12 protein-coding genes and 1 riboswitch are annotated in these 14,591 nt (G+C 67.9%); of the genes, 1 reads left to right on the top strand and 11 read right to left on the bottom strand.

What is annotated here, in order from left to right:
- Positions 1–22: 22 nt before the first annotated feature.
- The 10 genes from gcvP to CW348_RS13925 all read right to left on the bottom strand — a co-directional run bounded on the left by gcvP (position 23) and on the right by CW348_RS13925 (position 12,761).
- The gene (gene gcvP / locus CW348_RS13880) at positions 23–2,896 is read right to left on the bottom strand and encodes an aminomethyl-transferring glycine dehydrogenase (protein WP_016188632.1); all 2,874 of its coding nucleotides are present in this window, start codon (positions 2,894–2,896) and stop codon (positions 23–25) included.
- 96 nt (positions 2,897–2,992) lie between these two features.
- A riboswitch (glycine riboswitch) is annotated at positions 2,993–3,084 on the bottom strand.
- A 101-nt stretch (positions 3,085–3,185) separates the two neighbouring features.
- Positions 3,186–3,794: a MerR family transcriptional regulator gene (locus CW348_RS13885; RefSeq protein ID WP_016188631.1), complete on the bottom strand. Its 609-nt coding sequence runs from the start codon at positions 3,792–3,794 to the stop codon at positions 3,186–3,188.
- A gap of 199 nt (positions 3,795–3,993) precedes the next feature.
- Entirely contained in the window at positions 3,994–4,464 is a 471-nt protein-coding gene (locus CW348_RS13890) for a bifunctional nuclease family protein (RefSeq protein ID WP_011291830.1), read from the bottom strand.
- A 238-nt stretch (positions 4,465–4,702) separates the two neighbouring features.
- Entirely contained in the window at positions 4,703–5,239 is a 537-nt protein-coding gene (locus CW348_RS13895; protein ID WP_287463981.1) for an FHA domain-containing protein, read from the bottom strand.
- A gap of 307 nt (positions 5,240–5,546) precedes the next feature.
- On the bottom strand, positions 5,547–8,045 hold the full coding sequence (locus tag CW348_RS13900) for a mannose-1-phosphate guanyltransferase (RefSeq protein WP_011291828.1): 2,499 nt from the start codon (positions 8,043–8,045) through the stop codon (positions 5,547–5,549).
- Positions 8,046–8,196: 151 nt separating this feature from the next.
- Positions 8,197–8,865 carry a CDP-alcohol phosphatidyltransferase family protein gene (locus CW348_RS13905; RefSeq protein ID WP_011291827.1) on the bottom strand — a complete coding sequence of 223 codons (669 nt, stop codon included), beginning with the start codon at positions 8,863–8,865 and terminating at the stop codon, positions 8,197–8,199.
- Positions 8,866–8,960: 95 nt separating this feature from the next.
- Positions 8,961–9,608: a gamma-glutamyl-gamma-aminobutyrate hydrolase family protein gene (locus tag CW348_RS13910; protein WP_011291826.1), complete on the bottom strand. Its 648-nt coding sequence runs from the start codon at positions 9,606–9,608 to the stop codon at positions 8,961–8,963.
- Positions 9,609–9,790: 182 nt separating this feature from the next.
- Positions 9,791–10,696, bottom strand: coding sequence for an ArsA family ATPase (locus CW348_RS13915; protein ID WP_104613057.1), 906 nt, complete (start codon positions 10,694–10,696; stop codon positions 9,791–9,793).
- On the bottom strand, positions 10,687–10,965 hold the full coding sequence (locus CW348_RS13920) for a cory-CC-star protein (RefSeq protein WP_011291824.1): 279 nt from the start codon (positions 10,963–10,965) through the stop codon (positions 10,687–10,689). The genes CW348_RS13915 and CW348_RS13920 overlap by 10 nt, the downstream gene beginning before the upstream one ends.
- Positions 10,962–12,761: a carbon starvation protein A gene (locus tag CW348_RS13925; protein ID WP_011291823.1), complete on the bottom strand. Its 1,800-nt coding sequence runs from the start codon at positions 12,759–12,761 to the stop codon at positions 10,962–10,964. Before CW348_RS13925 ends, CW348_RS13920 begins: the two co-directional genes overlap by 4 nt.
- A gap of 127 nt (positions 12,762–12,888) precedes the next feature.
- Here CW348_RS13925 and CW348_RS13930 point away from each other — a divergent pair, with 127 nt between their 5' ends.
- Positions 12,889–13,698: a hypothetical protein gene (locus CW348_RS13930; protein ID WP_011291822.1), complete on the top strand. Its 810-nt coding sequence runs from the start codon at positions 12,889–12,891 to the stop codon at positions 13,696–13,698.
- Between the two features lie 10 nt (positions 13,699–13,708).
- Here the strand turns inward: CW348_RS13930 and thyX are convergent, their stop codons facing one another.
- Positions 13,709–14,506 (bottom strand): FAD-dependent thymidylate synthase, encoded by a 798-nt coding sequence (gene thyX / locus CW348_RS13935; RefSeq protein WP_038043668.1) that lies wholly within the window; start codon positions 14,504–14,506, stop codon positions 13,709–13,711.
- Positions 14,507–14,591 lie beyond the last annotated feature (85 nt).

Consider the following 14,591-nt stretch of genomic DNA (forward strand, 5'->3'; position numbering starts at 1 on the left):
CGGAGCCTTCTGTCGCGGGCCGCTACTGCGCGAAAGCCTCCGGGGGCGGGCAGGCGCACACGAGGTTGCGGTCCCCGTAGGCCTGGTCGATCCGGCCCACCGGCGCCCAGTATTTGCTGGCGCGCAGGCTCGGCACCGGGTAGGCGGCTTCCGACCGCGAGTAGGCGTGCTTCCACTCGTCCGCGGTGACTTCTTCTGCCGTGTGCGGAGCGTTCTTCAACGGGTTGTCTGCCCGGTCGTAGCTGCCTTCCGCCACCCGGTCGATCTCGCCACGGATCGCGATCATCGCGTCGATGAACCGGTCCAGTTCGGCGAGGTCCTCGCTCTCCGTCGGTTCGATCATCAGTGTGCCCGGCACCGGGAAGGACATGGTGGGCGCGTGGAAGCCGTAGTCGATGAGCCGTTTAGCAACGTCCTCGTTGCTGATTCCAGTGCGTTTCTGCAGGCCGCGCAGGTCGATGATGCATTCGTGGGCCACCAGTCCGTTGCGTCCCGCGTACAGCACCGGATAGTAGGGGGCCAGCCGCCGGGCCACATAGTTGGCGGCAAGCACCGCCTGTTCGGTGGCGGCACGCAGCCCTTGCTCCCCCATCAGCCGGATGTAGGCCCACGAAATCGGCAGGATACTCGCGGAACCGAACGGGGCCGCAGCCACCGGGCCCGCGCTCGTGTGCGGCCCCGCCTCGGTGTGCGCCGGATGGTTCGGCAGGAACGGGGCGAGGTGGGCGCGGACCGCGACCGGTCCCACGCCGGGGCCACCGCCGCCGTGCGGGATGCAGAACGTCTTGTGCAGGTTCAGGTGGCTGACGTCTGCCCCGAACTTCCCAGGCTTGGCCCAGCCGACAAGCGCGTTGAGGTTGGCGCCGTCCACGTAGACCTGGCCGCCCGCCTCGTGCACGAGCCGGCACACTTCGGCAATGGTCTCCTCGTACACCCCGTGGGTGGAAGGGTAGGTGACCATGAGCGCGGCCAGCCGGTCCCCGGCAGCGTCGATCTTGGCGCGCAGGTCCGCCAGGTCGATGTTGCCGCCACTGTCGCACGCCACCACAGACACCCGCATGCCCGCCATAACGGCGCTGGCCGCGTTAGTGCCGTGCGCGGAACTCGGGATGAGGCAGATGTCGCGCTGCTCTTCACCGCGGCTGCGGTGGTAGCCGCGGATAGCGAGCAGGCCCGCGAACTCGCCTTGGGAGCCCGCGTTGGGTTGCAGGGAGACCGCGTCGTATCCGGTGATCTCCGCGAGCCACGTCTCCAAGTCCCGCACGATCTGCACCAGGCCTTCCGCCTGGTCGAGGGGGGCGAACGGGTGCAGTTCCGCGAACTCGGGCCAGGTGATCGCCTCCATTTCCGCGGTGGCGTTGAGCTTCATCGTGCACGAGCCCAACGGGATCATGGTGCGGTCCAACGCCAGGTCCCGGTCGGCGAGCCGCCGCAGGTAGCGCAGCATCGCGGTTTCGCTGCGGTAGGTGTGGAACACGGGGTGGGTGAGGTAGTCGACGTCGCGGCGCAACCCTTCCGGCAGCGCGGACGGGACGTCCCCGGTCTGCGGCGGGGTGGTGGCCCCGAACGCGCGCAGCACAGCCGCCACATGCTCGGATGTGGTGGTCTCATCGCAGGAGACACCGACCGTGTCCTCGTCGGCGAAGAACAGGTTGATGCCGAGGTCACGCGCGGCGCGCACCACGGCCGCGGCCTGGGACGGCACCCGCACCCGCAGCGTGTCGAAGAACGCGTCGGTGAGCACCTCCACCCCGAGCTTCCGCAGTCCGGCGGCGAGTTCCGCGGTGCGGCGGTGGACCCGTTCCGCGATCGCGCGGAGCCCGTGCGGGCCGTGGTAGACGGCGTACATGCCCGCCATCACGGCGAGCAGCACCTGGGCGGTGCAAATGTTGCTGGTGGCTTTCTCGCGGCGGATGTGCTGTTCCCGGGTTTGCAGGGCCAACCGGTAGGCGGGTTTCCCTGCCGCGTCCACGGAAACCCCGACCAGGCGGCCCGGAAGTTGCCGCTGCAGCCCGTCCCGGACTGCCATGTAGGCGGCGTGCGGGCCGCCGAAGCCCATGGGCACCCCGAACCGCTGGGTGGAGCCCACAGCCACGTCCGCGCCGAACTCTCCAGGGCTGCGGAGCACGGTCAACGCCAGCAGGTCAGCGGCCACGACGACGAGCGCGCCCCGTTCGTGGGCGGCGTCCACCACCGGGCGCAGGTCCCGTACCTGGCCGCTGGCCGCCGGATACTGCACGAGGACCCCGAACGCGTCCACATCCGGCAGTCCTGCACTCAGGTCAGCGACGACCAGGTCGATCCCCAACGGTTCGGCCCGGGTCCGCAGCACGGCCAGCGTGTGGCCGAACACGTCGGCGTCGACCACGAACACCGACCGCTTCCCTTTGTCCACCCGGCGGGCCAACGTCATCGCCTCGGCCGCCGCGGTGGCCTCGTCCAGCAGGGAGGCTCCGGCAATGGGCAGCCCGGTCAGGTCGGCGACCATGGTCTGGAAGTTCAGCAGCGCCTCAAGCCGCCCCTGGGAGATCTCCGGCTGGTAGGGGGTGTAGGCGGTGTACCAGGCAGGGTTTTCCAGGATGTTGCGGCGGATCACCGGAGGGGTGACCGTACCGTAGTAGCCCTGGCCGATCATGGAGACCAGCAGGCGGTTGCGGGCGGCAAGAGCCCGCAGTTCCGCGAGCACCTCGGCCTCCCCCACCGGTTCCGGCAGGCGCAAAGGCGCGGGAGCATCAGGGGCGGTGAGAATGTCGGCGGGCAGGGCCGCGGTCATGAGGTCTGCGGTGGACGCGTATCCCACCGTCTCCAGCATGGCGGCACGTTCCGCCGGGTCAGGGCCGATGTGCCGGTCCGGGAACGTGAGCGCAGGGGGACGGGAAACAGAACGGTCCGACATGGAGACCTCCTGGTCGCTGGGCCGATCAACGGTGTGCTTCCTTTAGGTCTCCCCCTCTGTCGCCTGCGACTGGTGTGCCGCCGTGCTCCAGAGTGCCTATCCCACACGGTCCTTGGTGCCTGAGAGGTTGCTGGGGAGGGTTGCCCCGTCGGCGCTCCGCGGCGCGGAGTCTCTCCCGTGTGGTGTCAACGGCGCGTGTCGGCGGCCGGGTGTGTCCGGTCCACCGTGTCGTTCTCATGCTACCGGCCCCGGGCCCCCTGCCCCGGGAGCACCGCGGTGCACGGGTCGACTAGCCGGTGCGGCGCTGTCGGCGGCGCTGCGCCAGCTCGTCCCTCGGATACGCCTCCATGGCGATGCGGGCCTGCTCGGTGAGCGGCTCCCCCTGCAGCTCGCTGAGCTTGCCCTCCAGTTCCCGCCACACGCGTCCCAGCGCGATCCCGAACATGCCTTGGCCGCCCTGCAGCAGGTCCACGACCTGGTCGGGGGAGGTGCATTCGTAGACGCTGACCCCGTCGCTCATCAACGTGATGTGGGCGAGATCAGCAGTGGCGCGCTGTCGGAGGTGCTCGACCGCGGTGCGGATCTGCTGCAGAGAGATCCCCGTGTCGAGCAGCCGTTTAACGACTTTGAGGATGAGGATGTCGCGGAAGCTGTACAGCCGATGCGCCGGCGAGCTGCCGGGCACGGTCACACTGGGCTCGACCAACTGAGTACGAGCCCAGTAGTCGAGCTGGCGATACGTGATTCCCGCTGCCATACAGGCGGTGGGACCACGGTATCCGACGTTCATCGGCAGCCCCACTACGTCCTCGTCACACAGCAGGCATTCTTCACCCGTCCATCGCACGGGTGACCGCCGATACTCGGAGGCGTTCTGCTTGCCGCTGATACCCGCCACGCCGAACCTCCGGCTTCCTGGCCTGCGGCGATACCGGACTATGGGGAGACAACACGACTTGTTTTCGACACCGCAGGCGGCCTCACTCCCCCGACGGTAAGCCGGAGCGTGGGCAGCGTCAACGACAGCCGTCGGCGCGTCGTGCACAACATTGGTTTGCTGCCGGTGAACGCGCCCGTCGACCACCGTTCACCATCGTTCAGGTCATGCGTCCGAAGTCCTCGGGAGTGATGTTGTCGAGGAACTCTCGGAAACGCTCCACTTCGTCTTCCTGCTCGTCCGGGATTGCTACGCCGGCCTCGTCCAGGATGTCGTCGCGCGCGTAGATCGGCGCTCCCGTGCGCAACGCCAGCGCGATCGAGTCCGACGGGCGCGCGCTGACCTGAACCCCGTTCGAGAAGACCAGTTCGGCGTAGAAGACACCGTCTTCCAGCGCGGTGATGTTCACCGTGGCCAGGCTGGTGTTCAACGCCTCGATCACGTCGCGAAGAAGGTCATGGGTGAGCGGACGCGCAGGCTTGACACCCTGTTGGGCCAGTGCGATGGCCGTAGCCTCGACCGTGCCAATCCAAATGGGAAGGTAGCGCTTCCCGTCAGTCTCCTTGAGCAGGACAATCGGTTGGTTTGCCGGCATCTCGACTCGGACGCCGACGACCTCCATATGCTTCACTGCGGCTCCGTCCCACGACTTGTCGCGTTCGGAGGGGCACACGCCGAAGTGCGCTCTGCTCCATTCCCCACGGTACACCGCCGGGGGATGTCCGCGTCAGGGGCGGGCGGCGTATCCGAAGCGGGTCCTCCTCTAAAGCTCTCCGCTCCGAGGCGTGACAAACCTCTATTTTTGCGGACGGGACCTCTTGAGTAGGGCACCCCGCCCGCCGCACAGTCGTGTCAGCGTCGACTACCGGTCAGCCACGGCGCGGGCTGGTGAGGATCACCAGTCGGAACTTGCCAATCTGGATCTCGTCTCCGCCCCCGAGCTCCGCTTCGTCGATGCGTTCCCGGTTGACGTAGGTGCCGTTGAGGCTACCCACATCGCGGACACCGAAAGAGCCGCCTCGCCGGTAGAACTCTACGTGCCGCCGGGAGACCGTCACGTCGTCCAAGAAGATATCGCTGTTAGGGTGCCGTCCCGCCGTGGTGAGGTCCTTGTCCAACAGGAAACGGCTCCCCGCGTTCGGACCGCGTTTCACGACGAGCAAGGCAGTCCCAGGGGGCAGGGCTTCCACCGCGGCCGTATCAGGGCCGACGGGGTCGACGCCGTCGGCTTCAGCCTCCAGCGCCTGGATGCCGCTGAGAGAAATCGTGGACGTCGTCTCGCCGACGCGGTCGCGGCCACGCGACTGCGAGTGATCCCATCGCGACCGGTTGACGGGGGAACCGCAGTTGGAGCAGAAGCGGGCATCATCCGCAACGGCGTGACCGCACTGCGTGCAGTTCGACATAGGTCGGCTCGGCCTCCTACCGCACGGGGCGGTCCTTGAATCGGCTGGGTGACTTACAGGTGACGGAGGACGGAGATGGTGGTTCATGGACCTTGGTTTTCAGTTCAGGTCCTTTCCATATCTCTTCCCCATAATCACCTCTTTTTTCACCATCTCTTACACCAAGAGCAGTCAGCTCTAAACCTTAGCCGCACGGCAGTGGAACCGTGCAGTGATGGAGTCTTCCGTGAAACCAGACCGATTTCAAACTCCGCATACGCCGGGCGCGCGGTCGAGGGTGTCCCCGGCCGCGCGCCCGGTCACGGGATCAACCCTCGGCTCGCTCGACCACGGCCGACCACTCCTCCAGCAGACGCTGGGCGGTCTCATCATCGGGGCCTTCGGCCCACAGGTGGGTGACCGCCTCGGCAGTGTCGGGAAGCACCAGCGCCCAGGAGCCGTCGGGTTCAATGACCCGCACCCCGTCAGTGGTGTCGATCTCACGGCCTTGTGCGGCCTCCACCACTTCACGCATGACGCTGCCCTTGACCGCCCAGGGAGTCGGTACGGAACGGCGCAGCAGGTGCGCCTGCGGAATCCTCTGGTCGATCTGGCTGAGCGACATCTTAGTGCGCGCCACCAGTCCGATCAGTCGCACGAATGCGGCGATTCCATCGCAGGTCCGCGAGAACTCGGGCAGGATGAACCCGCCGCGGCCGTCGGCAGCGAAGATGATGTCGTCAGCGAGTGCAGCCTTGGTCAACGCGTCGAGCGACGTGGGGGTCCACTGCACGTCGACGCCGTGACGGTTAGCGACCTGTTCCGCCACCCGGGTCGTGGTGACCGGAAGCGCCACCCGGCCGCCTTGACGTTCCGCGGCTACCAGGTCGAGCACGACAAGCAGGGCCCGCTCGTCGTCCACCAGTGTCCCGCTGCCGTCCACGAGCTGGATCCGCTCGCCCACCGGGTCGAAGCGGACCCCGAAGTCGGCGCGCGCCGACGCCACCAGCTCCCCGAGACGCTGCAAGTCGCGGGTGCGCTTGGCCGGCGTGTCTGTGGGGGACGCCTCATCGAGCCGGTTGTTGACGGTGAGAACATCGGCGTCGATCTGGCTGAGCAGGGCCGGCAGGATCAACGACCCGGTACCGCCCGCACAGTCCACCACGACTTTGAGGTTGGCCTCCGCCACCCCGCTCAAGTCGATGCTCTGCAACAGCTCCCGGGTGTAGGCCTCCACACTGCGGGAGGGGAAGGACAGTTCCGCGATCTCACCGGGGAAGGCCCGCCGGTACTCCTGCCGGGAGAAGACCCGCTCCAGTTTGCGCTGGGCGGCCGGGGACAAGTCGGCGCCACTGGAGTCGAGGAAGACGATGTCCACCGACTGCGGGTCGCCCGGGGTTGTGCGCAGCGCGATACCGCCGCTCAACCCCGGCTGGGAGGTGTGGAAGCGCGCCAACGGCAGCGGGGTCGCCTCCAAGTCCTGGACGTTGATGGCGGCCGCGGTGAGCGCGCTGATCACCGCCCGTTTGAGGGTGCGCGCGGCCCGGGAAGCGTCCCGTGCCGTGGTCACCACCGCGCCTTTCTTCAACGTGGTGGCGTACGCGCTGGCCAAACGGACCGCCAACTCCGGGGTGATCTCCACATTGATCAGCCCGGACACGCCGCGGGGCCCGAACAGCGACCGCTGCCCCTTGGACTCCCAGATGACGTTGGTGTTGACGACCGCGCCGGCTTCGATCGTCTTGAACGGGTAGACCTTGATGTTGTTGGCGAGGTAGGCCTCGGATTCGAGGACGCACTCCTCACCGACAACCGTGCCTTCCTCGATCCGCACCCCGGCCATGATGTCGGTGTTCTTCCCGACGACACAGCCGCGCAGGTTGGCGCGGGTGCCCACGTACACGTTGTCGTGCACCACGGCCCGGTGCAGGAACGCTTCGGAGCGCACGACCACGTTGCTGCCGAGCACCGTGAACTCGCGCAGCTCCGCACCCGGCTCGACTTTGGCGTAGTCCCCGATGTAGAGGGGGCCTTTGAGGACCGCTTCAGGGTCGACTTCGGCGCCTTCCGCCACCCAGATGCCGGGGGACACTTCAAAGCCGTCGATTTCGACGTCGACTTTGCCGGAGAGCACGTCGGCCTGGGCGCGCAGGTAGCTTTCGTGGGTGCCCACGTCCTCCCAGTAGCCGTCGGCGATGTAGCCGTAGAGCGGGGCGCCGGCTTTGAGGAGTTTAGGGAAGACGTCGCCGGACCAGTCGACGTTCTCGCCGGGTGCGACATGGTCCAGGACCTCGGGCTCCATGATGTAGATGCCGGTGTTGACGGTGTCGGAGAACACCTGGCCCCAGGTGGGTTTCTCCAAGAACCGCTGGATGCGCCCGTTGTCGTCGACGATGATGATGCCGAACTCGAGGGGGTTGGCGACCCGTTTGAGACCGATGGTCACCAGGGCACCGTTCTCCCGGTGGAACCGGACCATGTCGGTCAGGTCGATGTCGGTGAGCGCGTCACCGGAGATGACGATGAACGGCTCGCCCCGCAGGTGCTCTTCGGCGTTCTTGACACTGCCCGCGGTCCCGAGCGGCACTTCTTCGGCGACGTAGCGCAGGCTCATGCCGAGTTCTTCACCGTCGCCGAAGTAGTTGCGGATCAGGGTGGCGAGGAACTGCACGGTGACGACCGTGTCCTCAAACCCGTGTCGCTTCAGCAGCCGGAGCACGTGCTCCATGATCGGCCGGTTGACCACGGGAAGTAGTGGTTTGGGCTGGTTAGCGGTCATCGGGCGGAGTCGGGTGCCCTCCCCGCCAGCCATTACGACGGCCTTCATCGCGGCCACCTCCAAGCCCCGGAAATCGTTCGGCGAACCGCCATAGCACGGGGTCTCATGGTGGGGATGCTGCTCCCTTCATTGTCACGACGTGGTGGCCCGGAGTGACCAGCTACGGACCGCTCAGGCGACGCTGCCTGAGTCTGGGGTGTCACCGCCGTTGCGGTGCCGGCCGGTCCGTCCGCTGTCCACGCCCAGGGTTCGTGTCCTCTTCGCGTTCCAGGGCACGACTCTGTCTGATCAACTGTGAGCCCTGGACCGAGTACAGCAGTCCGGCCCACCAGTAGAGGGCTGTTCCCCATATTGCGAAAGCCCAACCAACGATTTGCGCCACATATCCCACGGCTCCGGAATACCCGCCGAGGAACAGCAGGGGGAACGCGTAGAGCAGGCACAGCGTCGCGGCTTTTCCAGCGAAGTTCACGGGAAGCGGCCCGTACCCGTAGTAGCGCAGCACCGGTAGCGCGCCGATGATGAGGACGTCACGAAGGACAAGGATCGCCATCAGCCACCAGGGGATGATGTCTCTGACGACCAGTCCCAGCAGTGCGGCGAAGATGTAGAGCCGGTCGGCCATCGGGTCGAGCAGTGTGCCGAGCCGGCTGGTCTGGTTCCATGCCCGGGCGATCTTGCCGTCCAGCCAGTCCGACAGCCCGGCGGCAGCGAGTACACCCAGTGCCCAAAGGTCGGCCTGCGGGCCGAGGACCAGCCAGAGGAACAACGGGACACCGAGCAGCCGCAGGACGCTGATCATGTTCGGGATCGTCCAGATCCGGTCTACGGTGTCGTCGCGTTCCCCCTGGTTCGTCGCGGTCGCCATCTCACCTCCCCGTTTGAGGTGAGCCTACCCGGCATCGCGGACTTCTCTTCGTGCCATATCCCCGCGTGGCTGCGGGGATATCCGCGAGGACGGGGTCACCCCGCCGCGTAGTCGACGAGCGCGCAGAACAGGCGACGGTCCGTCCCCTCTTCGGGACGCCACCGCACCCCCACCCCGAAGGGGTGGCCGACCGCTTCCACCGCTTCCACGGTCTGGGTGGCGCCCCACGCCACCGGCATCAGGCCCGACCCGATGCGGTTGATGCCCGGGCTGGCCGCGCAGCGCACCCGGGCACGGTCACCCAGCACCTTGCCCAGCATGCTGCTGACGTTGATGATCACCTCGGCGTCGGCGAGGCCCGGACCGGTGTCGGCGGCGGGCAGTAGCGTGCCGCCCACGGCGACGTTGAGAACCTGCAGTCCGCGTTCGACCGCGAGAAACGGCCGTCCCGCGTCGAGCACGGCACGGATGAGTTCGATTTCGAAACGGTCGCGCCGCGGATCAGCGTTCTCCGCTTCCGTGTCGGCCCCCACAGGTGCCCCCGTGGTGAAGACGAAGCCGTCGATCCGGTGCAGCAGGTCGGGGATGCGCCGAGGGTGGACGGGAGCGAGCACGACGGGCAGGCCGCCCGCTCGGTCCACTTCGCGGAGGAACGGGGTGGCGACAACAGACGCCTCACGCACCCAGTGTCCCCAGCGTGCCGGTCCGAGATAGCTGGTGATACCGATGAGCGGCCGGGGCATGCGTCCTCCTGGATGGCAGGGGCAGTTGGGAGCAGCGCGAAATCCCGCGAGTGTGCGGGAATTCACACTCTCCTTGACGTTAACAACATTTCGCCGTGCTGTCGCTCACTCCCGCCGTAGCGTCGGACACATGCCGCCTCGCCGTGCCGCCCGCCACAGGGCCGCCCTGGCGAGGCGGCACGTCACGGGCCGGGTTCTGCCCCGGTGAGGCGCGGTAGGGCGCGCAGTGCCGCCACCCCGATGGGCTCCGTGTCAAGCAACGGCACCTCCACCCAGCCGACCGGGGCGAACAAGGCGCGGAGCTCCGCCAGGACCGCGGTATCCACGCGGGAAGGAACCTGGTTGACCACCCCCACGCCCAGGGGGATCCCGTCGTCGCGCAGTGCCGCTGCTGCGCGGCGCGTCTCCGCGACCACTGCCCGACGGGGCACAGTGACCAGGCACACGGCCGCGTCAGTGCGCAGTCGGGCCGCGGCCGCCGCCAAGCGGCGCTGCCGGGCCCGCAGCTTCTCCACCACGGGATCCCGTCCCGGCTCCGGGTCGAACACGCTGGCAGCGAACCCGTCCACTGCTCTCGCACGTTCCCGCTGCTGGATCAGGCCGTGCACCCAGGGGGCGAGCAGGGTGGGCAAGGCCAGCATCCGCAGCAGGTGTCCGGTGGGCGCACTGTCCACGACCAGCCGGTCCCACGTTTCCGGCACCTGGTCGACATAGTCGATCAGCCGGTCGTGGAGCGCGGACTCGACCATGCCGGGTGCAGCGGCAGCGTGCCGCAGGTGCCGCCGCACCGCGGGCATCACCTCGTCCGGCACGACGGTGCGCGCCTCGTCCGCTACCTGGATGATCCTGCGGCGCACGGTCGCCTCCGCATCGGGTTCCACCGCCCACAGGCAGCCGGTCACCCGACGCGGCCGGTCCCCTAACCGCACGTCCAGGATGTCGCCGAGCGAATGCGCGGGGTCCGTGGAGACGAGCAGGGTCCGCTGCCCGCTGTCCGCTAAGGCGAGGGCGTGGGCGGCGGCCAGCGTGGTCTTGCCGACGCCGCCCTTACCCCCGAACAGCGTGATCGCTGCCCTGGTCAACAGCACACCCCCGCATCACCCCACCGGTCGCGCCCCATGCGGCGATGCCAGTCGTGCACGTCCGCAACCAGGTACGGGATGAGGTCCAGGGTTTCGTAGGCCACGGGCACGTCCACGCCGAGCGAGTGCAACAGCAGCATGGCGCGGAACGTGTCGGCCTGGCGGCGGTCCTCCCGCTGCAGCGCATGCCGCCAGCGTGCAGCGAACCACTCTTCGTGGAACGCTTCCAGCCGCCGCCAGGCGCGCACGGCACGCCCCGCAAACCCGGTGCTCACTGCTCCCCTGCTCCCGCAGGCTCCGCCGGATCCGTCGGGCTGTCCCCCGCGGGCGGGGCCGCATCCGTACCGGTCTTCGGGTCCGCTGCCGGGACTGCTGGAGTGCCGGCGGCAGCCGTGCGGGCCCGCCACGCGGTCCGCAGCGCCAGCGACGCTTCAACGATCAGCCACAGTGCAAGCACGAAGATGACCGCGTCCAAGGGGGCGAGCAGGAACACCTGCATGGGGTCGTCAGCGGTCACAAACCGGACCAGGTTGAGGACCAGCGCCCACGAGGTCATGACGAGCAGGAACACCAGGGGGATGAGCACCGCGAGCGGGTTGCGGCTGCTCTTGGTGACCCATACTGCGATCACCGCCAACGCCAGTCCGGCGGTGAGCTGGTTGGTGGTGCCGAACAGCTGCCAAAGGGTGCCGAACGCGAAGTCGCCCGGGGTGAGCGCCAACGCCAACGGCACCGCCACCGCCACCAGGGTCGCCAAGGTGAGGTTGCGTGCCAGCGGCCGGATCCGGGCGGTCTCCGCGATCTCCTGCACGATGTAGCGTTGCAGCCGCACCCCCGTGTCCATGGTGGTGGACGCGAAACTGATGATCACCACGGCGGCGAACACCACACCCACGGTTTCGGGAATGCCCAGGTGGGACGCGAAGTTCGCCACCCCGTTGACGAAGTTGTCGGTGGCGCTGCCCGACGCGGTCGCATAGTCCGTGTAGAGCGCATCCCAGTCGGCGCGGGTCGCCGCCACGCCCGCCGTGCAGGCCAGGATGGCGCACAGCGCGAGCGTGCCCTCCCCGACAGCACCCAGGTAGCCGACGAAACGGGCGTCGGTTTCCCGGTCGATCTGCTTCGCTGTCGTCCCCGAGGAGACCAGGCTGTGGAACCCGGAGATCGCCCCGCAGGCGATGGTAATGAACAGCAGGGGGAACCAGGGCGGGGATCCGTCGGGCACGTCGTTGATGAGAGGCGCCACGATCCAGTCGAAGCCTACGGCCACGCCCAGCAGGATCACCGCCAACGCCACCAGCATCTGCTGCTGGTTGATGTAGTCGCGCGGCTGCAGCAGCAGCCACACTGGCAGCCGGGACGCCGCGAAAGCGTAGCCGAAGACCAGGATGATCCACAGGGTTTTCGGGGTGAGGCCGACCGCGGCAGCCAGCGGGTCGATAGTGATCGGGAACAGCAGGCCCAGCGGGATGGACGCGTACACCAGCAGCAGCACGACCAGGGACGGCAGCAGTGCCGCGCTGCGCGTGCGGTAGACGTACTGGCCCACACCGATCGCCAAGGGAATCGTGACCAAGGTGGGCAGCACCACGCTAGGGGTGGAAACGAACAGGTTGGCGATGACCACGGAGAAGACCGCGTTCACCAGGGTCAGCAGGAAGAAGATGATGATCAGAAAGAGGGTGCCGGCGCGTCTGCTCACCACCTCACCGGCGAGCGTGCCGATGCTTTTCGCGCGGTGGCGGACCGAGACCGCGAGCGCCCCGAAGTCGTGCACGCCCGCAGCGAAGATCGTGCCGAGCACCACCCACAGCAGGGCCGGGCCCCAGCCCCAGAACACGGCGACCGCGGGGCCGACGATGGGGGCGGCTCCGGCCACGGAGATGAAATGGTGGCTGAAAACGACGTAACGGTTGGTGGGGACGAAGTCGACCCCGTCGGAGTAGCGGTGGGCGGGGGTCACATAGTTGGGGTCCAGCCCGTAGACGCGGCGGGCCAGATACGACGAGTAGTAGCGGTATCCCAGAGCGAAGAGGGCGAGAACAGCGACCAGTACGACAACGGCAGGCATGTCGCTCCTTCGGTCGCGGCGGCGTCCGCGAGACTGAGGGGCTGCCCCACACGTTCCGTGACGCCGCCTGTCGACTGAGTGGACTCACTGAACGTAACATGAGATCCACGTCACAAAAAGGAGCGAAGTGTCTTCTTTTGCCACAGTCTGGGAGAACTCGACGACCGCGGAACTGTCATGGCTCAGCCCGTCAGGCCCCGTCGGCGTCCCCGCCGTCCCCCTCATGTGGGAAGGACACCCCTGCGTCGCACTGCCCTTCTCCCACCTCGCCCTACTCGACACGCTCACCGACGGGCAGGCCGTGTGCAGTGTCACGGACGCCCGTGCCCTCCCACCCGGTTCTCCTGCCGTCGCCGCCACCGGCCGGGTCACCGTCACCCACGACCTGTCCGGTGACGTCTTCGTCGACGCGCTGCTCGCCCAGGAGATCCGCAAACACCCGCCGACCCGGCAGCGCGCCGGCGGCCTGCTGGCCCGCCGAGAAAACTGGTGGTGGCTGCCGCGCATCATCGTCACCCTCCGCGACACCGTCGAAGAGTGGACTCTGCCGCCACGCACCAGCGCCGACCACGCCCTCCTCCTCACCGCCCGCCCGCACGGGCCCGCGGTGAACGTGGTCACCGCCCCTGCCTGGCCGCACACCCCCGGCGCCCGCATCCCGCTGCGCAGCCTCGACGGCACCCCGCTCACCACGGCTGACGGGGACGGCTGCGTGTTCGCCCACCAGCACAGCCCCGACTTCGACCAGTGGGAGCACTGGTACCGTCGCGGCCCCCTCCACGCAGCCACGCTCACCGTCGCTGAGGCGTCCGGTGCCCCCGCCCCGCGGCTGCGGCCGCTGGGACTGTGGGCGCGCCTCCACGCCCACCGGTCCCTCGTCCGCGCCTGCCAGCAGGGCATCACCGCTGCGGAAACCCGCGCCGGACTGTCCTCCTAGGCCCGCGGGATCAGACCTTGCGCCACTTCGGCACCCAGGCGCCGTCCGTGACCGTGTAGTCCCCGAACAAGGCGGGCGCTTCCTGCACCATGATCTCGCCGATCTTGTGGAAGATCAGCCGGATCTCCTCTTCCGCGCCGGGAGCCGTCCGCGTTTCCAGCGTGTGGCGGAGGGTACGCACGTTCGCCGTCCACACCAGTCCGGTCGCCACCCCCTCCGGTGCGAACCGCCGCATGAAAGAGGTACGGTGCTTCTTCACCGCGAACGGCACGCCCTCCTCGTCCAACCCGAAGTGGTCGGCCATCCACCGCTGGAACTCTTCCATGCGTTCCAGCAGGTCAGTGGCGCGCTTCATCAGCTCGGGGTCTTCCTGCGCCCACTCGGGGAACCAGAACGGCAGGTCCGTCAACCGGACAAACCGGAGCGACTCTTGCGAGATCGCCACGCCAGGCCGGTGCCGGACCAGCTCGTGAGTGGCCACCCGGGACACGTTGTGCAACACGAAGCTGAAACTCACGTGCTCCAACACGGACCCGTGCATGCTCGCCAGAATGTTCGTCAAATACGCGGTCTGGTCGGTGCGCACCCGGGTCACGTTGGGGTTGAGCCCCGGCTCCCACGAGCGGTAGCACAACCGACCAGCGAACTCCGCAAGGTTTTGCGGATCGTTGAGAACCTCGTCGAGCTCCCCCCGATCCAGCCGCTCCAGCCAACTGCTCCCGCCCACGTCGGCGAGGTAGCGCGCGATTTCGTCGTAGTCCAACTGCGGCCGCGCGATCAGGTGGACCTCGGGCTCGACGTGCTTCACCACCGGTTGCATCCCCCAGCTCGTGTCGTGTCTGCGGCCCCGGCACACTCCGAACCCGTCCCGGGGCCGCAGAAGAACGTAGCAG

This window comes from Thermobifida sp., from assembly GCF_017577275.1.
Classification (GTDB): Bacteria; Actinomycetota; Actinomycetes; order Streptosporangiales; family Streptosporangiaceae; genus Thermobifida; species Thermobifida fusca.